At 64.0% G+C, this 23320-nt stretch carries 18 protein-coding genes; 13 read left to right on the top strand and 5 right to left on the bottom strand.

The genetic code is table 11. The features are described 5' to 3' along the window. Nucleotides 1–4: 4 nt before the first annotated feature. Genes NKK50_RS16900 through NKK50_RS16880 form a run of 5 tightly spaced genes read left to right on the top strand, consistent with a single transcriptional unit; the run spans nucleotide 5 to nucleotide 3055 of the window. On the top strand, nucleotides 5–892 hold the full coding sequence (locus NKK50_RS16900) for an MBL fold metallo-hydrolase (RefSeq protein WP_023826117.1): 888 nt from the start codon (nucleotides 5–7) through the stop codon (nucleotides 890–892). Continuing rightward, nucleotides 889–1902 carry a fumarylacetoacetate hydrolase family protein gene (locus NKK50_RS16895; RefSeq protein ID WP_023694416.1) on the top strand — a complete coding sequence of 338 codons (1014 nt, stop codon included), beginning with the start codon at nucleotides 889–891 and terminating at the stop codon, nucleotides 1900–1902. Before NKK50_RS16900 ends, NKK50_RS16895 begins: the two co-directional genes overlap by 4 nt. A 14-nt stretch (nucleotides 1903–1916) precedes the next feature. Then, nucleotides 1917–2213: a hypothetical protein gene (locus NKK50_RS16890; RefSeq protein WP_023698016.1), complete on the top strand. Its 297-nt coding sequence runs from the start codon at nucleotides 1917–1919 to the stop codon at nucleotides 2211–2213. Between the two features lie 7 nt (nucleotides 2214–2220). Next, nucleotides 2221–2517 carry a hypothetical protein gene (locus NKK50_RS16885; protein WP_023698017.1) on the top strand — a complete coding sequence of 99 codons (297 nt, stop codon included), beginning with the start codon at nucleotides 2221–2223 and terminating at the stop codon, nucleotides 2515–2517. Nucleotide 2518: 1 nt separating this feature from the next. Then, nucleotides 2519–3055, top strand: coding sequence for a DinB family protein (locus NKK50_RS16880; protein ID WP_023698018.1), 537 nt, complete (start codon nucleotides 2519–2521; stop codon nucleotides 3053–3055). 3 nt (nucleotides 3056–3058) lie between these two features. Here NKK50_RS16880 and NKK50_RS16875 read toward each other — a convergent pair whose 3' ends face one another. Then, a complete protein-coding gene (locus tag NKK50_RS16875) occupies nucleotides 3059–3283 on the bottom strand; it encodes a type II toxin-antitoxin system Phd/YefM family antitoxin (RefSeq protein ID WP_023698019.1) in 225 nt (74 codons plus the stop codon). Nucleotides 3284–3348: 65 nt separating this feature from the next. Next, nucleotides 3349–4464, bottom strand: coding sequence for a 4-hydroxyphenylpyruvate dioxygenase (gene hppD, locus NKK50_RS16870; protein WP_352543673.1), 1116 nt, complete (start codon nucleotides 4462–4464; stop codon nucleotides 3349–3351). Nucleotides 4465–4603: 139 nt separating this feature from the next. Between hppD and NKK50_RS16865 the strand changes: the two genes are divergently transcribed. Then, the gene (locus NKK50_RS16865; RefSeq protein WP_352543672.1) at nucleotides 4604–5071 is read left to right on the top strand and encodes an Lrp/AsnC family transcriptional regulator; all 468 of its coding nucleotides are present in this window, start codon (nucleotides 4604–4606) and stop codon (nucleotides 5069–5071) included. A gap of 221 nt (nucleotides 5072–5292) precedes the next feature. Here NKK50_RS16865 and NKK50_RS16860 read toward each other — a convergent pair whose 3' ends face one another. Beyond that, nucleotides 5293–5631: a protein tyrosine phosphatase family protein gene (locus tag NKK50_RS16860; protein WP_023672907.1), complete on the bottom strand. Its 339-nt coding sequence runs from the start codon at nucleotides 5629–5631 to the stop codon at nucleotides 5293–5295. A 206-nt stretch (nucleotides 5632–5837) separates the two neighbouring features. Here NKK50_RS16860 and NKK50_RS16855 point away from each other — a divergent pair, with 206 nt between their 5' ends. Further along, entirely contained in the window at nucleotides 5838–6182 is a 345-nt protein-coding gene (locus tag NKK50_RS16855; RefSeq protein ID WP_023672906.1) for a RidA family protein, read from the top strand. Nucleotides 6183–6304: 122 nt separating this feature from the next. On the opposite strand, the gene hutC is transcribed toward NKK50_RS16855, so the two are convergent. Next, the gene (gene hutC / locus NKK50_RS16850; protein WP_352543671.1) at nucleotides 6305–7045 is read right to left on the bottom strand and encodes a histidine utilization transcriptional repressor HutC; all 741 of its coding nucleotides are present in this window, start codon (nucleotides 7043–7045) and stop codon (nucleotides 6305–6307) included. Then, nucleotides 7042–8394 carry a formimidoylglutamate deiminase gene (locus NKK50_RS16845; RefSeq protein ID WP_352543670.1) on the bottom strand — a complete coding sequence of 451 codons (1353 nt, stop codon included), beginning with the start codon at nucleotides 8392–8394 and terminating at the stop codon, nucleotides 7042–7044. The genes hutC and NKK50_RS16845 overlap by 4 nt, the downstream gene beginning before the upstream one ends. A gap of 88 nt (nucleotides 8395–8482) precedes the next feature. Between NKK50_RS16845 and hutI the strand changes: the two genes are divergently transcribed. The 6 genes from hutI (at nucleotide 8483) to NKK50_RS16815 (ending at nucleotide 23249) form a co-directional block, all read left to right on the top strand. After that, nucleotides 8483–9718, top strand: a complete 1236-nt coding sequence (gene hutI, locus NKK50_RS16840; protein ID WP_023834283.1) for an imidazolonepropionase — start codon at nucleotides 8483–8485, stop codon at nucleotides 9716–9718. Continuing rightward, nucleotides 9715–11253, top strand: coding sequence for a histidine ammonia-lyase (gene hutH / locus NKK50_RS16835; RefSeq protein ID WP_023739266.1), 1539 nt, complete (start codon nucleotides 9715–9717; stop codon nucleotides 11251–11253). Before hutI ends, hutH begins: the two co-directional genes overlap by 4 nt. 1 nt (nucleotide 11254) lies before the next feature. Further along, nucleotides 11255–12067: an N-formylglutamate deformylase gene (hutG, locus tag NKK50_RS16830; RefSeq protein WP_023739267.1), complete on the top strand. Its 813-nt coding sequence runs from the start codon at nucleotides 11255–11257 to the stop codon at nucleotides 12065–12067. Nucleotides 12068–12095: 28 nt separating this feature from the next. Next, on the top strand, nucleotides 12096–13766 hold the full coding sequence (gene hutU / locus NKK50_RS16825; RefSeq protein WP_023739268.1) for a urocanate hydratase: 1671 nt from the start codon (nucleotides 12096–12098) through the stop codon (nucleotides 13764–13766). 12 nt (nucleotides 13767–13778) lie between these two features. Further along, nucleotides 13779–14357 (top strand): HutD/Ves family protein, encoded by a 579-nt coding sequence (locus NKK50_RS16820; protein WP_023739269.1) that lies wholly within the window; start codon nucleotides 13779–13781, stop codon nucleotides 14355–14357. A 312-nt stretch (nucleotides 14358–14669) separates the two neighbouring features. Continuing rightward, on the top strand, nucleotides 14670–23249 hold the full coding sequence (locus NKK50_RS16815; protein ID WP_352543669.1) for a glycoside hydrolase family 94 protein: 8580 nt from the start codon (nucleotides 14670–14672) through the stop codon (nucleotides 23247–23249). Nucleotides 23250–23320: the final 71 nt, after the last annotated feature.

Raw genomic sequence — 23320 nt, 5'->3', positions numbered from 1 at the left:
CCCAATGAACGACCGGCTGGTGCTTCTCGGCTCCAAGGGCGGCCCGGCGCTGCGGCCGGGCGGGCCGTGGCCGAGTTCGTCGCTGCTGGAGCTTGGCGGGCGAACAATCGTCGTCGATTGCGGGCTCGGCGTCACGCGAGGTCTGGTCGATTCCGCCGTCAGCCTGAAGGCGCTCGACCTGATCTTCGTCACCCACCTGCATTCCGACCATGTGCTGGAACTGGGTCCGTTGCTCCACACCGCCTGGACCGCCGGCCTCGCCAGCCCGGTGACGCTGTTCGGACCACCCGGCACCGGCCAATACTGGCGCCGCTTCTGCCAGGCGATGGAGTTCGACATTGAAATTCGCATCGTCGATGAGGGCAGGCCGGACATTCGCGAAATGGCTTCGATCGTGGAATTCGGCGATGGCGAGATTTTTGCGCAGCGCGGCCTGAAGGTTTCGGCACTGCGCGTCGACCATCCGCCGGTGACCGACTGTTTCGCGCTGCGCTTCGAGCATGGTGCGAATAGCGTCGTGTTCTCGGCCGACACAGCCTTCTTTCCGCCACTCGCAGGCTTTGCCCGAAATGCCGACATTCTCGTCCATGAGGCCATGCTGGAAGAAGGCATCGAGCGGCTGGTCGCCAGGACCGGCAATGGCGCGCGGCTGAAAGAGCATCTGCTTGCCAGCCACTCATTTGCCGAGCAGGCAGGCCGCATCGCCAGCGATGCCGGGGTGAAGAGGCTGGTGCTCAACCACCTCATTCCGGCCGATGATCCCGAGATCGGCGAGGCCGACTGGGAGGCTGCTGTCAGGAAATCGTGGGTGGGTGACTTGACGATTGCCCGCGACGGCCTTGTTGTGAACTTAGACGGCGCCAAAGCCGCATCAGGAGAGGAAACCGCATGAAGCTTGCCACATTGAGGGACGGGACGCGCGACGGAAAACTCGTCGTCGTCTCGCGCGACCTGACGCGCTTCACCGACGCCTCGTTCCTGGCGCGCACGCTGCAGGCCGCGCTCGACGACTGGCAACGGATTTCGCCGCATCTGGCGACCATCGCCGAATCGCTGGAGAACAATGCGGTGCCGTCGGCACGCTTCCATGAGCATGATGCCCATTCGCCGCTGCCACGCGCCTATCAATGGGCCGATGGTTCGGCCTACGTGAACCATGTCGAGCTGGTGCGCAAAGCCCGCGGCGCCGAGATGCCGGCAAGCTTCTGGACCGATCCGCTGATCTATCAGGGTGGCTCGGATTCCTTTATCGCGCCGCGCGAGCCGATCCGCGCGGCGGACGAAGCCTTCGGCATCGACATGGAGGCGGAGGTCGCCGTCGTCGTCGACGATGTGCCGATGGGCGCCAGCCTCGACCAGGCGCGCGCTGCGATCCGGCTGGTCATGCTGGTCAATGATGTGACGCTGCGCGCGCTCACCGGACCCGAACTCGCCAAGGGGTTTGGCTTCTTCCAGTCGAAGCCGTCCTCGGCTTTTTCGCCGGTGGCGGTGACGCCGGACGAACTCGGCGACGCCTGGGATGGCGGCAAGGTCAACCTGCCTCTGCTCGCCGACGTCAACGGCAAGCCGTTCGGCCGTGCCAATGCCGGCGTCGACATGACCTTCGACTTCCCGGCGCTGATTGCCCATGCCGCAAAGACACGGCCGCTGGTTGCCGGCACCATCATCGGCTCCGGCACCGTCTCCAACAAGCTGGATGGCGGGCCGGGCAAACCGGTGGCGGCCGGCGGCGCCGGCTATTCCTGCATTGCTGAACTGCGCATGATCGAGACCATTGAGTCTGGCGAGCCCAAGACGCCGTTCCTGCGCTTTGGCGATACAGTGCGTATCGAGATGAAGAATAAAAGCGGAAACTCGATCTTCGGCGCCATCGAGCAGAAGGTCGAGAAGTCCCAGGCATAAGAGGGGGCAATGCAATGACGGGCGAGGCGTTCTACCTGCTGGCCGGCGTCTGGGCGTTGGCCATTCTGGTGGTCTTCATCCAGGCGATCCGGCTGAGCTACCACATCGAGGCGCGCTCGCCCGATCTGACCAACCGCAGCGGCTACCCGCGCAAGGCGATGATGTTCCACACCATCACCAACACCAATGTGGCGCGGGACGAGGAGACGCAGGCGACGCGGCGGCGCATGAACCGGCTTTTGCTGATTGTTGTCGCCGGCTTCGCGGTGATGGCGGCAGGCTTGTATCTGATGCGATCGACGGGAGCGTGAATGGCAGATGGCCTATACCGCTTCTTATCTTTGGTTTCTTGGGCTTTGCAGCGTCGCAACCGGCTGGCTTTTGATTTCCGCAATTCGGCTCTGCCGGCAGGTCGAGGATCGGTCTGAAAGGCTGCGTAATTTCAGCAGCGAGGCGCGCCTGCCGAGGCTTGTGTACGTCGCTTTGAACCGGGAAGTCGCAAGCGATGCAGGAACGCAAGAACTGCGCCGCGGTATGAACGTTCGTCTTCTGGGGATAGCTGCCATACTCGTCATTCTGAAGTTGGTGGACTTGGTCGGTTGGCCAAGCGCATAACATGGATATTCTCACCCACTTCAGCCGCATGGCCGGCAACAATCTCTGGTCGAATGACCGGCTCTACCGCGCTGTGCTTGCGCTGAAGCCCGGCGAATTCGAAGCCGAACGCACCAGCTTCTTCCCGTCGATCAAGGCAACGCTCAACCACATCCTTGCGGTCGATCATCTCTATCTCGATTTCCTTGAGGAGGGCGGCGTCGGCGCGGCCGCCCATGACGATTACGTGCCGTTCGATGACCCGCAGGCGCTGTTTGCCGCTCAGGTCGCGGCCGACCGGCGCCTGATCGCCTTTTGCGAGAAGCTGTCGGAGGCGGATCTCGACCGTCGGGTCATCACGGACCGGCGCGAGGACGGCATGATCCCCGAAAAGATCGGCGACATTCTCGCCCATGTCTTCCTGCACGACATCCACCATCGCGGCCAGGTTCACGCGATGCTCTCGGGCAGCTCGGTCGCGCCGCCGCAGCTGGACGAGTTTTTGCTCGATTATGATTTGAAGGTGAGGAAGGAAGAGGTCGAGCGGCTGGGCCTCTGACCTTTATCTGGTGTACTCGTTCCATTCAGGGCCGAGTTTGTCGAAATCGTCAGAAATCCAAATCTTGCCCTTCAGGGCACCTATGCGCGACAACAAGTCTTCTCGAACTGGTGGCACGAGCCGCGCCGCGATCTTGCCGTGACGAGTGATGACTATCTCCTCGCCGGCTTCCGCGCGGCCGACGAGTTCCGACAGTTTGGCCTTTGCTTCGGTTATGGAGACGTTCACGGCTCGACCTCTTGTGATCGGAACTTAGATCAAAGCCGATCGAGCCGCAAACGAGCTTACGGTTTTCACGCCGCCTTGCCATCGACCTTGATCACGCCGCGCTTGATCTGGTCCTGCTCGATCGACTCGAACAGCGCGCGGAAATTGCCTTCGCCAAAACCTTCGTCGCCCTTCCTCTGGATGAATTCGAAGAAGATCGGGCCGATCACGGTTTTGGAGAATATCTGCAGCAGGATCTTGGTCATGCCGCCGTCGACCACGCCTTCGCCGTCGATCAGGATGCCGTGCTTCTTCATCCGCTCGATCGGCTCGTCATGCCCGTTCACCCTGTTGTACGACATGTCGTAGTAGGTCTCCGGCGGACCGGGCATGAACTTCAGCCCGTTGTCGGCAAGCTTGTCGGTGGCGGCGTAGATGTCGTCGGTCCCGACGGCGATATGCTGGATGCCTTCGCCATTGTACTTCTTCAGGTATTCGGCGATCTGGCTGGTGTCGTCCTTGGATTCATTTAGCGGAATGCGGATCTTGCCGCAGGGCGAGGTGATGGCGCGGCTGACGAGGCCGGTGATCTTGCCGTCGATGTCGAAGAAATGGATCTGCTTGAAGCCGAACAGTTCGCGATAAAAGTACCACCATTTGTCCATCTGGCCGCGATAGACATTGTGGGTGAGGTGGTCGAGGAAATAGAAGCCGACGCCTTGCGGCCGCGGGTCGCGTTCCCCCAGCCACTCGAACTCGGCATCATAGGCCGAGCCCTTCTTGCCGTAGGCTTCGATAAAATAGAGCAGCGAGCCGCCAATGCCGACAATGGCCGGCACGTCGAGCGCCTTGTCGTTGCCGTCGTAGGGCGTGGCGCCTTTCGATACCGCATGCTCGAACGCATGCTTTGCATCGACCACGCGCCAGGCCATCGAGGCGGCACAGGGGCCGTGCTTGTCGACGAATTTCATCGCATGCGAGCCGGGCTCGGCATTGACGACATAGTTGATGTCGCCCTGGCGCCAGACGGTGATGTCCTTCGTGCGGTGCTTGGCCACCGCGACATAGCCCATGCGGGTGAACAACTCGGCGAGCTTCTGCGGCTCCGCGTGCGCGAACTCCACGAACTCGAAACCGTCGGTGCCGGCGGGGTTTTCCTTGCTGATCTTGGCGGGCGGGGCGTCGTGCGGGAAGGGACCCATGGCATTCCTCCAAACGGATGGTGGCCGCATCGGACCACGAGATGACGCATGATAGTGCGAAGCGACCGCACGGTGCTTGCGTTCAAACGCTTGAAATGATCACCTCGTGCGTAATTCATGCATGATTGGAGATGAATCGATGAATGACGCGCGCATCGATCAATTTGACCGCAAGATAATGGCTCTCTTGCAGGGCGACGCGCGGCTCACCAACAACGATCTCTCGGAGCGCGTCAACCTGTCGGCGTCGCAATGCTCGCGCCGGCGCCAACGGCTGGAGGAAGACGGCTACATCAAGGGCTACCGCGCCGTGCTCGACCGCGACAAGCTTGGATTCTCGCTGGTTAACGTCATCTCGGTGACGCTCGCCACCCACAACCGCGACAATGCCAGGCGCTTTGGCGAACTGCTGGCCCGGCTGCCCGAGGTGCAGGAGGCGCACGCTTTGACCGGCGAGATGGATTACATCCTGAAAGTGGTGACACCCGATCTCAAATCATTGTCGGAGTTCGTCAACGGCGTGCTCCTGCCGCATGAATCGGTCCAGCATGTAAAGACAGCGATCGTGCTGGAAACACTCAAGGAAACCGGGGCGCTGCCGATCTAGTTTGAGAGAGTTTCAGTTGATACGTCGGCGGGACAGCACCCCCCTGGCCTGCCGGCCATCTCCCCCGCAAGGAGGGAGATCAGCAGCTTTTGTCGACAGCGCTCATCCTGCAACGTCGGCGATTGGCGAAAAGCGAAGGCGACATCCGGTCTCCCCCCTTGCGGGGGAGATGTCCGGCAGGACAGCGGAGGGTGTGAGGGATCGCCAGCGCCTCAGGATGCTCACCCCTTGGACTGCTGGATCAGCCCGTAGAGATTGGTGCAGCGCGCGCCGGAGCGGCAATAGGCAAACACCGGGCCTTCGAGCGCGTCGAGCGCTTCGGCCTGATCTTCGACATTCTCGGCTGTGATCTGGCCGCTGATCACCGGGATGTAACGGAAGGCCAGCCCCGCGGCTTCAACCGCCGCCTTGACGCTGTCGGCCGAAGGCTGGTCGGGCTGCTCGTCATCCGGCCGGTTGCAGATCACGCTCTTGAAACCGGCTTCCTTGATGGCGGCGGCATCTTCGGGCTGGATCTGGCCCGAGACCGAATAGTCCTCGCTGATTTCGCGATATTCCATGGCTCTCATCCTCCAATCTGGTTTGGCGCAAAGTCTTGCCACTCTCACACGAGGTCGGCAATCCGCGCCGGAAAGAAATCCCTCGGCGCAGATAGACATTTGCGGCCCAAGATCCAACCTAGGCTCAAGAGGTTTCGCGCTGTTGGCCTTGCCCGAAGCCGGCAGCGACTCTAAACAGGCGCACCGACAAACGAAGGAACCATCCCATGAGCATTCGTCGCATCGATGTTGGCCCGCGCATGAGCCAGATCGTCATCCACGGCAACACCGTCTATCTCGCCGGCCAGGTCGGAACGCCCGGCGCCAGCGTTGGCGAACAGACGAGGTCGATCCTCGCATCTATCGACGAACTGCTGGCCAAGGCCGGCACCGACAAGACCAAGATCCTGCAGGCGATCATCTGGCTGGCCGATATGGGCACCTTCGCCGAGATGAACAAGGAATGGGACAAGTGGGTCCCGCAAGGCAACACGCCCGCCCGCGCCACGGGTGAGGCCAAGCTTGCAGGGCCGGAATACACCGTCGAGATTATCGTTACGGCGGCGATTTAAAGTGCAGCCTTCTACCTCCCCCTTGTGGGGAGGTCGGACCGAAGGTCCGGGCGGGGGGCTGGCGCCGACCCCCACCCCGCTGCTTCGCAGCGACCCTCCCCACAAGGGGGAGGGTAAAGGAGCTACCCCTGCGAAGGCCTGAACCGCGCCACCAGCGTGTGGCTCTCCGCGGCGTAGGTGAACCTCACCTGCGTCACCGGGTGCTCGGCGCTCCAGGTCCGGCGCTCGACCACCAGGCAGGGCGCGCCGGTTGCGATGTCGAGCGCTTCGGCAATATGTCTGTCGGCCGCGACCGCGCGGATACGGTGCTCTGCCTCGCTCCACGGCACGCGGCCGATCAGCCAAGGGCCGGGGGCGATGTCGAGAAACTCCTCCTCGGCGGCTTCCGCGACGGCGGCGAGATTGATCAGCCGCTGTTCGTGCGCGAACGGCCGCTTGCCGGCGAAATGCCGGCATTCAAGCGCCAGCACCTGTCCGGCTGCGTCCAGTTCCAGCAAGGCGCGATCCTCGGCGCTGCTGCGCCTTTTCTGCCGCGCCAAGCGCTCGTAACGATAAGCCAGGCCAAGCGACTCAACCTCGATCCTGATGTCTTGGATTTCCAGCACCGCGGCCTGCGACTGCGGCTGGCGGACAAAGCTGCCCGAACGGCGGCGGCGCTCTATCAGCCCGGCCTTGGCCAGCTGCGACAGCGCCTTGTTCACCGTCATGCGCGAGCAATGATACTGCGCCGTCAGCTCGTGCTCGAACGGGATGCGGTGGCCCGGCGCCCAGGCGCCAGACATTATTTTCTCGCTGATGTCGGACAGGATGCGCTGGTGCAGCGAGCCGCCGCCTTCCGACGCCGCTGTCTCAATCATGCTCATGCCGCAAGCGCCGTCATCACCTGGCGAAAGCGCTCTGCAATCGGCTCGCGCCTGGAATGCCGGCCGCCGCTGACCTGTTTTTTTCCGTGCACCCAGACGCAATCGACCTTGCCGCCATTGGCAAAGATCCAGGCGTCGAGGATCGCATCGCCACTTTTTCCGGCCAGCGAAGGATGGTTTTCGTCGAGGGAGACGAAATCAGCCGCGGCGCCGGCGGCGATCCGCGACGGGCCCGCGCCGAGTGCGGTGCTGCCGCCATCGAGGGCGGCGTCGAACAGAGCCCGCCCGGTCGAGCCGCCGGCCAACGCCAGCACATTGCGGGCGCGGTGTGCGAGGCGCTGCGAATATTCGAGCTGGCGCAATTCATCCGGCAGGCCGATCAGCACGTTGGAATCCGAGCCGACGCCGAAGCGGCCGCCATGTTCGATGAACAGAGGTGCTGAAAAGGTGCCGTCGCCGAGATTGGCCTCGGTGATCGGGCAAAGCCCGGCAATGGCGCCGCTTCTGGCCATGCCGGTTGTCTCAGCCTCGGTCATGTGGGTGGCGTGGATCAGGCACCAACGCTTGTCGATCCCGGCATTGGCGAGCAGCCATTCGACCGGTCGCGCACCCGACCACGCCAGGCAATCCTCGACCTCCTTCACCTGCTCGGCGACGTGGATGTGGATCGGTCCGTCCGGCGCAATGGCGGCAATAGCGCTGAGTTCCTCCGGCGTCGCGGCGCGCAGGCTGTGCGGGGCGACGCCGACGACAGCCTGATTCAACGCACGAACCGATTCGCGGCTTTTCTCAAGCAAGCGCTCGAACCGATTCACATCGTTGATGAATCGCCGCTGGCCTTCGTTGGGCGCAGCGCCGCCGAAGGAAGAATGGGCATAAAACACCGGCAGCAGCGTCAGGCCGATACCGGTCTCGCCAGCCGCGGCGGCAATGCGCTCGGCCATCTCGGCAAGGTTGGCATAGGGTTTTCCGTCGCGATCGTGGTGGAGATAATGAAATTCGCCGACGCGCGAGAATCCCGCCTCCAGCATTTCGACATAAAGCTGGGCGGCGACCGCCTCGACCTGGTCCGGCGTCATCGACAGCGCGAAGCGGTACATCACCTCGCGCCAGCTCCAGAAGCTGTCGGCGGAGGGACCGCGCAGTTCGGCAAGCCCGGCCATGCCGCGCTGGAAGGCGTGGCTGTGCAGGTTCGGCATGCCGGGCACCAGAATGGCGTGGCGTTCGTCACCGCTCCGCGGTGAAGAACCTGGCTCCACCTTCGCGATCTGACCGCCGCTCAGCGAGATCCGCACCTTGTCATGCCAGCCATCGGCCAGCAGCACCTGTTCCGCAAAGATCGCCGTCACGTTTTTCTCCGCATTCCATCAACAATGCACTTGCAGCGCGTTTCAATATGTATATACATAATCGCCATCCAAGCAACGGAAAAAGATGATGGCGGCACAAGACAAAAGCCGGGCAGGGGGCCTTCAGCTTTGGCGTAATGCGCGCCTGGCGACCATGGCCGAAGGCGTTGCCGGACTGGGCATTGTCGACAAGGGCGCGATCATCGCCCGTGACGGCGTCATCGTCTATGCCGGTCCGGAAGCCGAGATGCCGTCAGCGTTGGCTCAGGGCGGCGAGACTACCGATTGCGAAGGCCGCTGGATTACGCCCGGCCTGATCGACTGCCACACCCATCTCATCCATGCCGGCAACCGTGCCAACGAGTTCGAGATGCGGCTGGCCGGCGCCAGCTATGAGGAAGTCGCCCGTGCCGGCGGCGGCATCGTCTCCTCGGTCAAATCCCTGCGTGCCGCGAGCGAAGACGAACTGGTTGCGCAGACTCTCCCGCGCCTTGACGCGCTGATGGCCGAGGGCGTCACCACGGTAGAGGTAAAGTCGGGTTACGGGCTCGATCTCGGAAATGAACGGAAGTCGCTTCGCGCCGCGCGGCAACTGGACAAGCAACGCCGGGTCACGGTCCGCACCACCTTCCTCGGCGCGCATGCGCTGCCGCCGGAAGCAAAAGGCGACAAGGACGCTTTTGTCGATCTCGTCGCCAACACCATCCTCCCCGCAATCGCCGCCGAGGGCCTGGCTGACGCCGTAGACGGCTTTTGCGAGGGCATTGCCTTTTCGCCGGAACAGATTGCCCGCGTCTTCGACAAGGCCAAGGCGCTTGGCCTGCCGGTCAAACTCCATGCCGACCAGCTGTCCAATTTGCATGGCGCCGAACTCGCCGCCCGTTATGGTGCGCTGTCGGCAGACCATCTCGAATACACCGATGAAGCAGGTGCCGCAGCCATGGCCAAGGCCGGCACCGTGGCGACGATCCTACCCGGCGCCTACTATTTCATCCGCGAAACCAGGAAGCCGCCGATCGGCCTGTTTCGCCAGCACGGCGTCAAGATGGCGGTCGCCACCGACAACAATCCCGGGACGTCGCCGCTGACCTCGCTGCTTCTGACCATGAACATGGCCGCGACGCTTTTCGACCTGACCGTCGAGGAGTGCCTGGCCGGCACCACTCGCGAGGCTGCCCGTGCGCTGGGATTGCTCGGCCAGACCGGCACGCTTGAAGCAGGGAAATCCGCCGACCTGGCGATCTGGGACATCGAGCGTCCGGCCGAACTCGTCTACCGCATGGGCTTCAACCCGCTCCACGCCCGCATCTGGAGAGGACAATGACCGAACTTAACCTGAAGCCCGGCAATGCATCGCTGGCCGACTGGCGCACCATCTATCGTGGCGCCGTGCCGAAGCTCGACGCTGCCTGCCGTCCGAAGATCAAGGCCAGCGCCGAGGCTGTCGCCCGTATTGTCGCCAAGGGTGAGCCGGTCTATGGCATCAACACCGGCTTCGGCAAACTGGCCAGCGTCCGCATTCCGGCCGCCGATTTGGAAACCCTGCAACGCAACATCGTTTTGTCGCATGCCGCCGGCGTCGGCGAGCCGATGCCGGTCGCTGTGGTTCGGTTGATGATGGCGCTGAAGCTGGCCAGCCTGGCGCAGGGCGCGTCGGGCGTGCGGCCGCAAACCATCGAATTGCTGGAAGCGATGCTGGTCAACGACGTCATCCCCGTCGTGCCGGCGCAGGGCTCGGTCGGCGCCTCCGGAGATCTCGCGCCGCTGTCGCACATGACGGCGGTGATGATCGGCGTCGGCGAATGCTTTACACCGCATGGCCGCTTCCCGGCCAAGGTCGCTTTCGTCTCGCACGGCCTGGAGCCGGTGACGCTTGGCGCCAAGGAAGGCCTGGCGCTGCTCAACGGCACGCAGTTCTCCACCGCCTATGCGTTGGCCGCTCTCTTCGAGGCCGAAGTGCTTTACCAGTCGGCGCTGGTCGCCGGGGCGCTGTCGACCGACGCCGCCAAGGGCTCGGATGCACCCTTCGATCCGCGCATCCATCTCCTCAGAAAACACCCGGGCCAGATCGAGACGGCGGCAGCGCTGCGCAATCTGATGTCCGGCAGCGCCATCCGTGAATCGCACCGCGTCGGCGATGAGCGCGTGCAGGATCCGTACTGCCTGCGCTGCCAGCCGCAGGTGATGGGTGCTGCACTCAGCGTGCTGCGCCAGGCTGCCGATACGCTCGGCACCGAGGCCAATGGCGTCACCGACAATCCGCTGATCTTCGCCGAGGACGATACTGCGCTTTCAGGCGGCAATTTCCACGCCGAGCCGGTGGCTTTCGCCGCCGACATGATCGCGCTCGCCGTCTGCGAGATCGGCTCGCTGTCGGAACGCCGCATCGCCATGCTGGTGGACCCGGCGCTGTCCGGCATGCCGGCATTCCTGACGCCGAAGCCCGGCCTGAACTCCGGCTTCATGATCCCGCAGGTGACGGCGGCGGCACTCGTTTCCGAAAACAAGCAGAAGGCCTATCCCGCGAGCGTCGATTCCATCCCGACCTCGGCCAACCAGGAAGACCACGTCTCGATGGCCGCACATGGCGCGCGCCGGCTGATCGGCATGGTCGAGAATGCGACAGCCGTCATCGGCATCGAACTCTTGGCCGCCGCGCAGGGCTGCGATTTCCATGCACCGCTGGCGTCGAGCGCGGCCCTTGAAGCCGTGCGCAAACTGGTCCGCGCAGAAGTGCCGCATCTCGACAACGACCGACATTTCCATCCCGATATGGAAAAGGCCATCGCCATGGTGCGCAGCGGCGCTGCCATCAAGGCTGCCGGCGCGGTGACACTGCCTTCGATTTCGGGAGTCTGACATGGCCGACTGGCTGACAGTGACGGAAGGCACGGCACCCCTGTTGGTGTCCATCCCGCACACGGGTATCGATCTCGCCGGCATCGACAATCGGCTGGTCTCGCCCTGGCTCGGCCGCCGCGATTGCGACTGGTGGATCGACAATCTCTACGATTTTGCCGCCGGCCTTGGCGCGACTGTCGTGCACACGTCGATCTCGCGCACCGTCATCGACGTCAACCGCGATCCTTCCGGCGCCTCGCTCTATCCCGGGCAGACGACAACGACGCTATGCCCGACCGAGACCTTCGACGGCGATCCGCTGTATTTGCCCGGCGCGGAACCGACGCCGTCGGAGATCGATCAACGCCGCATAGCGTATTTCGTGCCCTACCATGAAATGCTGGCGGCTCAGTCCGTCAGGCTGCGCGGCCTGCATGAGAAGGTCGTCATTTACGATTGCCACTCGATCCGGTCGGTGCTGCCGCGCCTGTTCTACGGCACGCTGCCGGTGTTCAATCTCGGCACCAATGACGGCCAGACCGCGGATCCTACGCTGCAGGCGCTGGTTGGCCAGATCATGGCCGAGAGCGGTGAAAGCAATGTCATCAACGGCCGTTTCAAGGGTGGCTGGATCACCCGCTATTTCGGCAATCCGCAAGGCGGCTACCATGCGCTGCAGATGGAACTTGCCGATCGCGGCTATTTGCGCGAGCCCGAGGGCAAGGGCGAACCGGACAATTGGCCGGTGCCTTATGATGCCGAGTTCGCCGCGCCGATGCGCGCCACACTGACGAAAATCCTCCAATCCGCCATTGACTGGGCCGGGCGCTGAGACGCCGCCTTACTCCAAAGGGACAATGATGAACAATCCTCGCCACAACATCCGCGAAGTGCGCGCGCCCCGCGGCGACAAGCTCAACGCCAAATACTGGACGACCGAAGCGCCGCTGCGCATGCTGATGAACAACCTCGATCCCGATGTCGCCGAAAACCCCAATGAGCTCGTTGTCTATGGCGGCATCGGCCGGGCCGCGCGCACCTGGAACGATTTCGACAGCATCGTCGCCTCGTTGAAGACCCTCAATGAAGACGAGACGCTGCTGGTCCAGTCCGGCAAGCCGGTCGGCGTCTTCCGGACGCACACCGATGCGCCGCGCGTGCTGATCGCCAACTCCAACATCGTGCCGCATTGGGCGACCTGGGATAAATTCAACGAGCTCGATAAAAAAGGCCTGATGATGTACGGCCAGATGACGGCCGGCTCCTGGATCTATATCGGCACGCAAGGCATCGTGCAGGGCACTTACGAGACCTTCGTCGAAGCCGGCCGCCAGCACTACAATGGCAACCTTACGGGCAAATGGATCCTGACCGGCGGCCTCGGCGGCATGGGCGGCGCCCAGCCGCTTGCCGCCGTCATGGCCGGCGCCTGCTGCCTCGCCATCGAATGCAATCCGGACTCGATCGATTTCCGGCTGCGCACCCGCTATGTCGACGAGAAGGCCGAGACGCTCGATGAAGCGATGGAAATGATCGGGCGCTGGACCAAGGCCGGCGAGGCGAAGTCGGTCGGCCTGCTCGGCAATGCGGCCGACATCGTGCCGGAAATGTTCAAGCGGGGCATCCGCCCCGACATGGTCACCGACCAGACCTCGGCGCATGACCCGATTAACGGCTATCTGCCCAAGGGCTGGACGATGGCTGAGTGGCGCGAGAAGCGCGTCTCCGATCCCAAGGCTGTCGAGAAGGCCGCCCGCGCCTCAATGCGCGAGCATGTCGAGGCGATGGTCGCGTTCTGGAATGCCGGCGTGCCGACGCTCGACTATGGCAACAACATCCGCCAGGTCGCCAAGGACGAAGGCTTCGAGAACGCCTTTGCTTTCCCGGGTTTCGTGCCGGCCTATATAAGGCCGCTGTTCTGCCGTGGCATCGGCCCGTTCCGCTGGGCTGCTCTTTCGGGCGATCCCGAGGATATCTACAAGACGGACGCCAAGGTGCGCGAACTCACCCCCGGCAACACCCATCTGCACAACTGGCTGGACATGGCACGTGAGCGCATCGCCTTCCAGGGCCTGCCGGCGCGCATCTGCTGGGTCGGCCTCGGCGACCGCCACAGGCTGGGCCTCGCCTTCAACGAGATGGTGGCCAGGGGCGAACTCAAGGCGCCCGTCGTCATCGGCCGCGACCACCTCGATTCCGGCTCGGTGGCTTCGCCCAACCGCGAGACGGAAGCGATGAAGGACGGCTCCGACGCCGTCTCCGACTGGCCGCTGCTCAATGCGTTGCTCAACACCGCGTCGGGCGCAACCTGGGTGTCGCTGCATCATGGCGGTGGCGTCGGCATGGGCTTCTCGCAGCATGCCGGCATGGTCATCGTCGCCGACGGCACGCCGGACGCCGCAAGGCGCCTGCAGCGCGTGTTGTGGAACGATCCGGCGACCGGCGTCATGCGCCACGCCGATGCTGGCTACGACATCGCCATCGAGTGCGCGAAGGAGCACCAGCTCAATCTGCCCGGTATTTTAGGCTGATTGGCTTAAATGATGCGCATCCTACGGGCCGCCGACTACCGCGTCATGCCGTGGAAGAATGGCGGCGGCACGACCACCGAGATCGCCGTCTCGCCGGACGGCGTCGGGCTGGACGATTTCGACTGGCGCGTTTCGATGGCGCGAGTCGAGGGCAGCGGCCCGTTCTCGGGCTTTGCCGGCGTCGACCGCACGCTTGCCGTGCTGGAAGGCGAGGGTATCGTGCTTGATATTGCCGGCCGTCCGCCGGCCGAAGTGACGGCGGCTTCCGCCCCGCTGTCCTTCCCGGCCGATGTGCCGACCACGGCCGCGCTGATCTCCGGTGCGATCACCGACCTCAACGTCATGACCCGCCGCGGGCGGGCAACGCACTCGGTCCAGCGTCTGATGGTTTCGGTTCCGACCGATATCCGGCCGACCAGCGCTATGACCCTGATCCTGCCGTTCGACGGTGAGGTCGGCGTGACCGGCGCGACATCGTCGCGCCTTGGACCTCGCGACACGCTGTTGCTCGGACCGCAGGCCGCGAAACTGCGGCTTGAACCGGTGCGGCCGACGACCGTGTTCGTCATCCGGATAGCCAGCCTGGGCTAGCCGCACCGCCAGCACAACGATTAACGCCTGTTGCCAAACATGATCGCACGCCGGAGAAATCTGGCGTAAGCTGTTGTCTGGATCACGAAAAAGCCCGAATCCTTCCGTCGTTCCAAGGCGGACGGAGGGCAGGGGTGCTCGTCCTTGAGTTGTCGAAAGCCCCGCTTAAAATGTCGAAGGGATAACGCCTCTGGCGTGGTGCGAAGCAAAACTTTCGGCCAGTGTAATCATGCAACCAATTGCATTTGAATCGGTTTTAGGGACATTGCCGTGGCGGTGGCGCCGCATCGCGTCCCCCATGCGGAATTTTCAATGAATATCCAGACAAATCCTGCCCAAATCGAAAAGTCCAGCGCCGGCTTCCCGGTCATCACCGAAGAGCCGATACGCTCCAATTTCCTGCCCGAAGAGCGGCTGCGCGCGCTGGGCGAAAGCCTCGCCAACGGCGACATCAAGGACCTGTTCGGCCTGACGCCGTTCGATTTCCAGGCCCGCATCCGCGACAGCGCCAAGAAAATCCTCGAAGTCTACCGCTCGACCAATGCCGCCCAGGCCAAGGGCGAAACCATCACGCCTGCCGCGCAATGGCTGCTCGACAACAATTATCTCGTCGAGGAGACCATTTTTCAGGTGAAGCGCGACCTGCCGCGCCGTTTCTACCGGCAGTTGCCGACCCTGGAAGTGGCCAACCGCGCCGCGGTGCCGCGCGCGCTGGCCCTGGCCTGGAGCTATGTCGCCCATTCCGACAGTTCGGTTTCGGCGACCATGTTCAAATCCATCGTCGAGGGTTTTCAGTCGGTCGAGCCGCTCAAGATCGGCGAATTGTGGGCGCTGCCGTCGCTGCTGCGCTTCGTTTTGATCGAGAATCTGCGCCGCATCGCCGTGCGCGTCGACCGCACCAGGCAGATGCGCCATATCGCCAACGAGGTCGCCGACCGCGTGCTGGCGACCGACGACAATGCAGACCGCCGGAAGATCCTGTCGGGCTACGGCGCGCATGCGCAGGACACCACCTTCGCCACCCAGTTGCTCTACCGCCTGCGCGACGGCTCGCAGAATGCCGGCAGGGCGCTGGAATGGCTGGAGGTCGAGCTCGAGAAAACCGGCTCCGACGCCGAGGAAATCATCATTTCCGAGCATCGCACGCTGTCCAGCGGCAATGTCACCACCGGCAACATCATCCGCGGCCTGCGCCTCATCAACGACGTCGACTGGACGGTGTGGTTCGAGGGCGTCAGCCGCATCGACACGCTGTTGCGCGAGCGCACCGATTTCGCCGCGCTCGATTTCTTTTCGCGCGACCAGTACCGCACGTCGATCGAGCAACTGGCGCGCCGCTCCGACCTGTCCGAATTCCGTGTCGCCGAAAAGGCCATCGATCTGGCCAGCCATGTTCCCGGGGTCACCGATGCCTCCGGCGTGCCGGATGCATCAGCCGATCCGGCCATGCATACCGATGTCGGCTTCTTCCTGGTCGGCCCGCGCCGGCCGGATCTGGAAAAGGCGATCGGCTATCGGCCGCCCTTCCATGTGACCTTCAAGCGCGCCTTCACCGCCACGGGCTGGCTCGGCATCGTTGTGCCGGTCTTCCTGCTGACGGTGCTACTGCTGGTTGTCTCCGGCAATGCGCTTGCCCATCTCGGCCTGTCGGTGGAATCCATCACGCTGATGCTGGCGCTGTTTGCGGTGCCTGCCAGCGAAGGCGCGCTCGCCTTCTTCAACACCGTTGTTTCACTGTTCCTGAAGCCGACGCGGCTCGTCGGCTATGACTACAAGCACGGCATTCCGGCGGCATCACGCACCTTGGTCGTGGTGCCGTCGCTGATCGGCTCGCGCGATGATGTCGAGGAAAACATCCGCAACATCGAGGTGCATCACCTCGCCAACACGGCCGAAGAAATCCATTTCGCGCTGCTGTCCGACTGGCCGGATTCCAAGACCGAGATCGACGCCGCCGACATCGAGATCCTGCAATATGCGCGCGACGAGATCGCCAGGCTCAATGCCCGTTATCCCTCGGAAGGCGCGCCGCGTTTCTATATCCTGCATCGCCGCCGGCTCTACAACCAGGCGCAGGGCGCCTGGATGGGCTGGGAGCGCAAGCGCGGCAAGCTGCATGAGCTGAACCTTCTCTTGCGCGGCGACAGCGACACCACCTTCCTGCCGCTCGACGTGCCGCTGCCGGAAAAGGTCGTCTATGTCATGACGCTCGACGCCGACACGCGCACCACGCGCGACGCCGTGTCGTCACTGGTCGGCAAGCTCGCCCATCCGCTCAACCGCCCGCATTTCGACGCGACAAAGCGCGTCGTTACCGCCGGCTACACCATTCTGCAGCCGCGCATCACAGCCTCGCTCACCAGCGGCGACGACGCTTCTTTCTTCCAGCGCGTCTTCTCGTCCAACAGCGGTCTCGATCCTTACGTCTTTGCCGTCTCAGATCTCTACCAGGACGTCTTCAGCGACGGCTCCTTCACCGGCAAGGGCCTTTATCACGTCGACGCTTTCGAGGCGGCGCTGCAGGGCCGCATCGAGGAAAACACCGTCCTCAGCCACGATCTGCTCGAAGGTGCGTTGGCGCGCGCAGCACTTGTCACCGACGTCGAACTGGTCGAGGACTATCCTACCCGCTACTCGGTCGACGCCTCGCGCCACCACCGCTGGGCGCGCGGCGACTGGCAGCTGCTGCGCTTCATCTTCTCGCCGCGTTCCGGCGTGCCGGCGCTGTCGCGCTGGAAGATGGTCGACAATCTGCGCCGCTCGCTGACCCCGATCTTCTGGGTGATGGCGGCGATCGCCGGCTGGACGCTGCTGCCCTTCACACAGGCCGCGCAGTGGCAGGCGCTGCTGATCCTGTCGCTGTTCATGGCGCCGACCTTCGATGTCGTCAACGCGATCCTGCCCAAGAGCGGCGACCAGACGCCGCGCGGCCATTTCTCCGCACTGGCGCACGACACCGTCTTCGGCACGGCGCTTGTGGCGCTGAAAGTGCTGTTGATGGCGCACAATGCCTGGATGATGGGCGACGCCATCGTGCGCACGCTCTACCGCCTGTTCGTCAGCCGCCAGAACCTGCTGGAATGGCGCACCGCGTCGCAGGCGCACAAGGGCGGCGACAACGATATCGGCTCCTATTACAGCATGATGTATGGCGCCGTGATCATCGGCGCCGTCGGTCTCGCTATCCCTGTGCTGGCCGATTCCACCGGTGCCTTCGTCGCCTTCTTCTTCGCTCTGTTCTGGATCGGTTCGCCGGCGGTTGCCTGCTGGATCAGCCGCTCGGCCGAGACCGAGGACCGCCTGCGCATATCGCAGGCCGACATCCACGCGCTGCGCACCGTGGCGCGCCGCACCTGGCATTATTTCGAAACCTTCGTCACGGCCGAGCACCACAATCTGCCGCCCGACAATTTCCAGGAAAGCCCGGCGCCGGTTGTGGCGCCGCGGACGTCGCCGACCAATATCGGCGTCTACCTGCTGTCGGTGGTGTCGGCACGCGATTTCGGCTGGATTGCGCTCTCCGACGCCATCACCCGGATCGACGCCACGATGACGACCATCGAGAGCATGCCGCGCAACCGCGGCCACCTCTTCAACTGGTACGACACCACGACGCTCAAACCGCTCTATCCGCTCTACATCTCCGCCGTCGACAGCGGCAATCTCGCCGGACATCTGGTCGCGGTGGCGGCTGCCTGCGCCGAATGGGCGGAAGCCCCGTCCGTTCACCTGCAGGGCGATTTCGAAGGCGTCCTCGACACGGTGAGCATCCTCGACGAGAGCCTCGAGGAATTGCCTGACGACCGCCGGCAACTGCGGCCGTTGCGCCAGCGTCTGGCCGATCGCCTCGATGGCATGCGGCGCGCCGTCATGACCATCAAGGCGCAGCCGGAGATGGCCTCGATCCGCACCATTAACCTGGCCGTGCTTGCCGGTGAGATCCGCAAGCTCGCCACCGCCATCCACACCGAGGCCGGATCGCAGCGCAGCGACATTATCGCCGACTGGGCGGCACGGCTGGAAGCGACCTGCGAGGCGCATGTGCATGACTCGCACAGCGACGAAAACGCCGTCGAAGCCTTGCGCGCCAAGCTGCTGGCGCTGCGCGAACGCTGCCGCCGCTATGCCTTCGAGATGGATTTCTCTTTCCTGATGCGTCAGGAGCGCAAACTGCTCTCGATCGGCTACCGGGTCGAGGAGCACCAGCTCGATGAGAGCTGCTACGATCTGCTCGCCTCCGAGGCGCGGCTGACCAGCCTGTTCGCCATCGCCAAGGGTGACCTGCCGACGGAGCATTGGTTCCGGCTTGGAAGGCCGATCGTCGAGATCGGCTTCCAGGGTGCGCTGATGTCCTGGTCGGGCTCGATGTTCGAGTATCTGATGCCGCCTTTGGTGATGAAGGAGCCGCAGGGCTCGATCCTCAACCAGACCAGCAAGCTGATCATCAAGCGCCAGATCCAGTACGCGCGTTCGAAGAACGTGCCCTGGGGCATTTCGGAAGCGGCCTACAACGCCCGCGACCGCGAACTGACCTACCAGTATACCAATTTCGGCGTGCCCGGACTTGGTCTCAAGCGCGGCCTTGGCCAGAACACGGTGATCGCGCCTTACGCCACGATCCTCGCGGCGCAGTTCACACCGCGCGAATCCGTCCAGAATCTGGCCAGGCTGCGCTCCATCGGCGCTCTCGGCCGGCATGGCTTTTATGACGCCGTCGACTTCACGCCGCAGCGCGTGCCGGAAGGCACCGACCATGCCGTTGTCCTGAACTACATGGCGCATCACTCCGGCATGTCGATCGCCGCCGTTGCCGACGCCATCTTCGAGGGCAGGCTGCGCGACCGCTTCCACAGCGATCCGGTGATCGAGTCTGCCGAACTCCTGCTGCAGGAGAGGGCGCCGCGCGACATCCCGACCGCCACGGTCAGGACCGAAGCCGACGAGCGCTCGAAGGACGAGACCGAGGTCGAGAGCCCGGATTCGCGCATCGTCCTCGACCCGCTGAGGGCGTTGCGCGCCACCAGCGTCATGTCCAATGGCCGCTACTCCGTCATGGTCTCGGCCACCGGTTCCGGTTACAGCCGCTGGGGCGAACTCGCCGTCACCCGTTGGCAGCCCGACCCGACCGAAGACCGGCTCGGCTCCTACATCTTCCTGCGCGACGCCGGCAGCGGCGACTGGTGGTCGGCCACCGCAGAGCCGAAGCAGGCGACCGGCGAGAGAGTGCAAACGCTGTTTTCCGACGACAAGGCGAGCTTCGTCAAAACAGTGGGCTCGCTGCGTTCGGAGGTCGAATGCATCGTCATCTCGGAAGGCAATGGCGAGGGACGGCGCGTCACGCTCTACAACGACGGCGCCACTGACCGGCATATCGAGGTGACCTCCTTTGCCGAGCTGGTGCTGGGCAACGAAGCCTCCGACAATGCCCATCCTGCGTTCTCGAAAATGTTTATCGAGACCGAGATCGCTGCCAATAACGGCGCCATCTTTGCCACCAGGCGCAAGCGCGAGAAGAACGAGCCTGACGTCACCATGGTGCATTTCGTCACCGATCCGTCCGGGTCGGCGCGCGATGCCGAGGCCGAAACCGACCGCCGTGCCTTCATCGGCCGTGGCCGTACCATCGCGGAAGCGGCGGCCTTCGATCCCGGCGCCAAGCTTGGCGGTCACCACGGCTTCACCCTCGATCCGGTAGCGGCCCTGCGCCGCCAGGTGCGGGTGCCGGCCAACAAGAAGATATCGCTGACCTTCTGGACCGCCGTCGGCGCCAACCGCGCCGAACTGGACGAGGCCATCGCCAGGCTCGACCATCCCGAAAGTTTTGCTCGCCAGGCGATGCTTGCCTGGACGCGTTCGCAGGTGCAGACCCGCCATCTTGGTCTCAGCCTGACCGACGCCGCCAACGTGCAGAAGCTGGCGCGCTTCCTGATCTATCCCGATCCGTTCCTGCGCCTTCCCGGCGAATCCATCGCTTCGGGGCTGGGCAAGCAGTCCAGCCTGTGGCCGACCAGCATTTCGGGCGATTTCCCGATCTTCCTGGTCCGCATCGGCGACGTGGCCGACCTCGAAATTGTCGCCCAGGCGCTGCGCTTCCAGGAGTATATGCGCGCCCGCGGCATGATGATCGACTTCGTGGTCGTCAACGAGCAGGCATCGTCCTATGTCCAGGACCTGCAGCGCGCGGTCGAGACGCTGTGCGAAAACAGCCGCCTGCGCGGCAAGGAACTCGGGCCGCGCCAGCACATCTTCGCCGTGCGCCGCGACCTGATGGACGAGGCGACGTACAAGACGCTGCTGGCGGTTGCCCGCGTGGTTCTGCACACGCGCAACGGCACCATCTTCGACCAGATCGAACGCGCCGAGGCGGCAGCCTTGCAAGCACGCGATGCCCTGCAGCCGGTGGCCCCCGCGTCGCTGCGCGAGCCGTCTCTGCCGGTGCCGGCGGCGCCTGCATACCATGCCGCGTCCGACAGCAGCGCCGACGGCAGCGGCCTCAGCCAATGGAACGGCTTTGGCGGTTTCGAGGGCGACGGCCGCCACTATGTCACCCGCCTTGCCGGGCGGCGCTCGACGCCGCAGCCCTGGATCAACGTCGTCTCGAACGCCTCGTTCGGATTCCATGTCTCGGCCGAAGGCGCTGCCTTCACCTGGAGCCGCAACAGCCGCGATTACCAGCTGACGCCATGGTCGAACGATCCGGTCACCAACCGGCCGGGCGAGGGCATCTACATCTACGACCAGGCCAGCGGCAAGGCATTCTCGCCGCTGGCTGCCGTGGTCCGCGATCCCTCGATGACCTATGAGACATGGCACGGCCAGGGCTTCTCCACCTTCCGGTCCAAACGCGGCCCGCTGTCGATGGATCTGACGCACGTCGTCGATCCCGTCGATCCAGTGAAGATCACGCGGCTGCGCATCCAGAACTCAGGCTCGGCGCCGGCGCGGCTGCGCGTCTATGCCTATGCCGAATGGGTCCTCGGCAGCCATCGCTCGAGCACGGCTGCGACCATCATCCCGTCCAGGGATCCAGCGACTGGCGCGCTTCTGGCGCAAAACCCCTACGGTCTCGATTTCGGCGACCGGGTGGCCTTCCTGGCCGCCACTGGTCCGGTGCATTCGGTGACAGCCGATCGCGGCGAGTTCATCGGCAGGCATGGCACCAGCGCCTTCCCGCACGCCGTCGTCAGCGGCGCCGGCCTGTCGGGCCGCGTCGAGGCCGGCGACGATCCGTGCGCAGCTGTCGCCAGCGACATCGACATCCCCGCCGGCGGCGACGTCACGCTGGTCTGGCTGCTTGGCGACGCCGCCACATCAGCCGAGGCGAGCGCGTTGGTGCAGACCCATTCGGGCAAGGATTTCGACCAGCGGCTGGCCGACAATGAACGCGTCTGGCGCGGCTTCCTCGACACCATCCAGGTCGAGACGCCCGACAAGGCGCTCGACGCCATGGTCAATCACTGGCTGCCCTATCAGAGCCTGGCCTGCCGCATCCGCGCCCGCTCGGCCTTTTATCAGGCAAGCGGCGCCTTCGGCTTCCGCGACCAGCTGCAGGACACGCTGGCCCTGCTTGCGCACGATCCGAAACTGGCGCGCGACCAGATCCTCAATGCGGCGCGCCGGCAGTTCCCCGAAGGCGATGTCCAGCATTGGTGGTTGCCGCGCACCGACGCCGGCGTGCGCACCATGATCTCCGACGATGTGGTCTGGCTGGCGCATGCCACCAATCGCTACATCGAGGTGACCGGCGATACAGGGATCCTGAAGGAGCAGCTGCCTTTCATCGACGGGCAGGTGCTGGGCGAAGGCGAGCACGACGCCTTCTTCACGCCGGAAATCTCCAAGACGAACGCGTCGCTCTACGACCATTGCGCGCGTGCGCTCGACCTTGCGGTCAAGCGCAGCAGCCCGGCAGGGCTGCCGCTGATCCTCGGCGGCGACTGGAACGACGGCATGAACCGCGTCGGCGAAGCCGGCAAGGGGGAGAGTGTCTGGCTCGGCTGGTTCCTTTTGAAGACGCTGGGCGACTTTACCACCGTGGCCAAGGGGCAGGGCGACACCAAACGGGCGCAGGCCTGGACAAAACACGCCGATGTGCTGAAGCGGGCGCTGGAAAGCACCGCCTGGGACGGCCAGTGGTATCGCCGCGGCAGCTACGACGACGGCACGCCGCTTGGCTCGCATAATTCGGACGAGTGCAAGATCGACTCCATCGCGCAGTCGTGGAGCGTGCTCTCCGGCGAGGGCGACCCCGCGCGCTCGACCACGGCGATGCAGCAGGCGACGAACCTGCTGGTCGACGACAAGCTCAAGATCGTCAAACTGTTTACCCCGGCCTTCCAGAACACGAGAAAGGACCCTGGTTACATCAAGAGTTATCCGCCGGGCGTGCGCGAGAACGGCGGCCAGTACACGCATGCGGCGACCTGGTTTGTCATCGCGCTCGCTGAAATGGGCCGCACCGACGATGCCTATCGCTGCTTCTCGATGCTGAACCCGGTCAACCATGCGCTCGACGATGCATCGGCCGAGCATTACCGCGTCGAGCCGTACGTCGTCGCCGCCGACATCTATTCCGGTGAGGGCAAGGGCGGTCGCGGCGGCTGGACCTGGTATACGGGCTCAGCGGGATGGCTCTACCGTGCTGCGGTCGAAGGCATTCTGGGCATTGAGCGGCGGGGCAAGCAAATCACGTTCCGGCCGAAACTGCCCAGCCATTGGGACGGCTATTCTGCAACGCTGAAGATGCTGGGGGCGGAGGTCAAGGTTCGCGTCATCCGCGACAAAAAGGCCAAATCCATCTCGCTCGAAGTCAATGGAACCAAGACAAAGTCTTCCGGTTTTCAGCCGAAGGCCGGCGACAAGATCGAGGTGGTCGTCAAGATACCCGCGTAAAATCAAGGGCTTCAGATTGTTGACGCGCGCCTTTCGAGGCGCGCGTTTTCTACTTGGGCATGCTCCTGGCG

The sequence above is a fragment of the Mesorhizobium sp. M0001 genome, from assembly GCF_040324255.1.
Taxonomy (GTDB): Bacteria; Pseudomonadota; Alphaproteobacteria; order Rhizobiales; family Rhizobiaceae; genus Mesorhizobium.
Note: the sequence above shows the minus strand (reverse complement) of the source record. Positions and strands in the feature narration are given on the sequence as shown.

What these genes read in the sequence shown, in the direction of transcription:
- NKK50_RS16895 (WP_023694416.1), top strand. Translation starts at nt 889, where the DNA reads ATGAAGCTTGCCACATTGAGGGACGGGACGCGCGACGGAAAACTCGTC.
- NKK50_RS16890 (WP_023698016.1), top strand. Translation starts at nt 1,917, where the DNA reads ATGACGGGCGAGGCGTTCTACCTGCTGGCCGGCGTCTGGGCGTTGGCC.
- hutU (WP_023739268.1), top strand. Translation starts at nt 12,096, where the DNA reads ATGAACAATCCTCGCCACAACATCCGCGAAGTGCGCGCGCCCCGCGGC.
- hutH (WP_023739266.1), top strand. Translation starts at nt 9,715, where the DNA reads ATGACCGAACTTAACCTGAAGCCCGGCAATGCATCGCTGGCCGACTGG.
- NKK50_RS16880 (WP_023698018.1), top strand. Translation starts at nt 2,519, where the DNA reads ATGGATATTCTCACCCACTTCAGCCGCATGGCCGGCAACAATCTCTGG.
- NKK50_RS16815 (WP_352543669.1), top strand. Translation starts at nt 14,670, where the DNA reads ATGAATATCCAGACAAATCCTGCCCAAATCGAAAAGTCCAGCGCCGGC.
- NKK50_RS16855 (WP_023672906.1), top strand. Translation starts at nt 5,838, where the DNA reads ATGAGCATTCGTCGCATCGATGTTGGCCCGCGCATGAGCCAGATCGTC.
- hutI (WP_023834283.1), top strand. Translation starts at nt 8,483, where the DNA reads ATGGCGGCACAAGACAAAAGCCGGGCAGGGGGCCTTCAGCTTTGGCGT.
- NKK50_RS16860 (WP_023672907.1), bottom strand. Translation starts at nt 5,631, where the DNA reads ATGGAATATCGCGAAATCAGCGAGGACTATTCGGTCTCGGGCCAGATC.
- hutG (WP_023739267.1), top strand. Translation starts at nt 11,255, where the DNA reads ATGGCCGACTGGCTGACAGTGACGGAAGGCACGGCACCCCTGTTGGTG.
- NKK50_RS16900 (WP_023826117.1), top strand. Translation starts at nt 5, where the DNA reads ATGAACGACCGGCTGGTGCTTCTCGGCTCCAAGGGCGGCCCGGCGCTG.
- hutC (WP_352543671.1), bottom strand. Translation starts at nt 7,045, where the DNA reads ATGAGCATGATTGAGACAGCGGCGTCGGAAGGCGGCGGCTCGCTGCAC.
- NKK50_RS16820 (WP_023739269.1), top strand. Translation starts at nt 13,779, where the DNA reads ATGCGCATCCTACGGGCCGCCGACTACCGCGTCATGCCGTGGAAGAAT.
- NKK50_RS16885 (WP_023698017.1), top strand. Translation starts at nt 2,221, where the DNA reads ATGGCCTATACCGCTTCTTATCTTTGGTTTCTTGGGCTTTGCAGCGTC.
- hppD (WP_352543673.1), bottom strand. Translation starts at nt 4,464, where the DNA reads ATGGGTCCCTTCCCGCACGACGCCCCGCCCGCCAAGATCAGCAAGGAA.
- NKK50_RS16865 (WP_352543672.1), top strand. Translation starts at nt 4,604, where the DNA reads ATGAATGACGCGCGCATCGATCAATTTGACCGCAAGATAATGGCTCTC.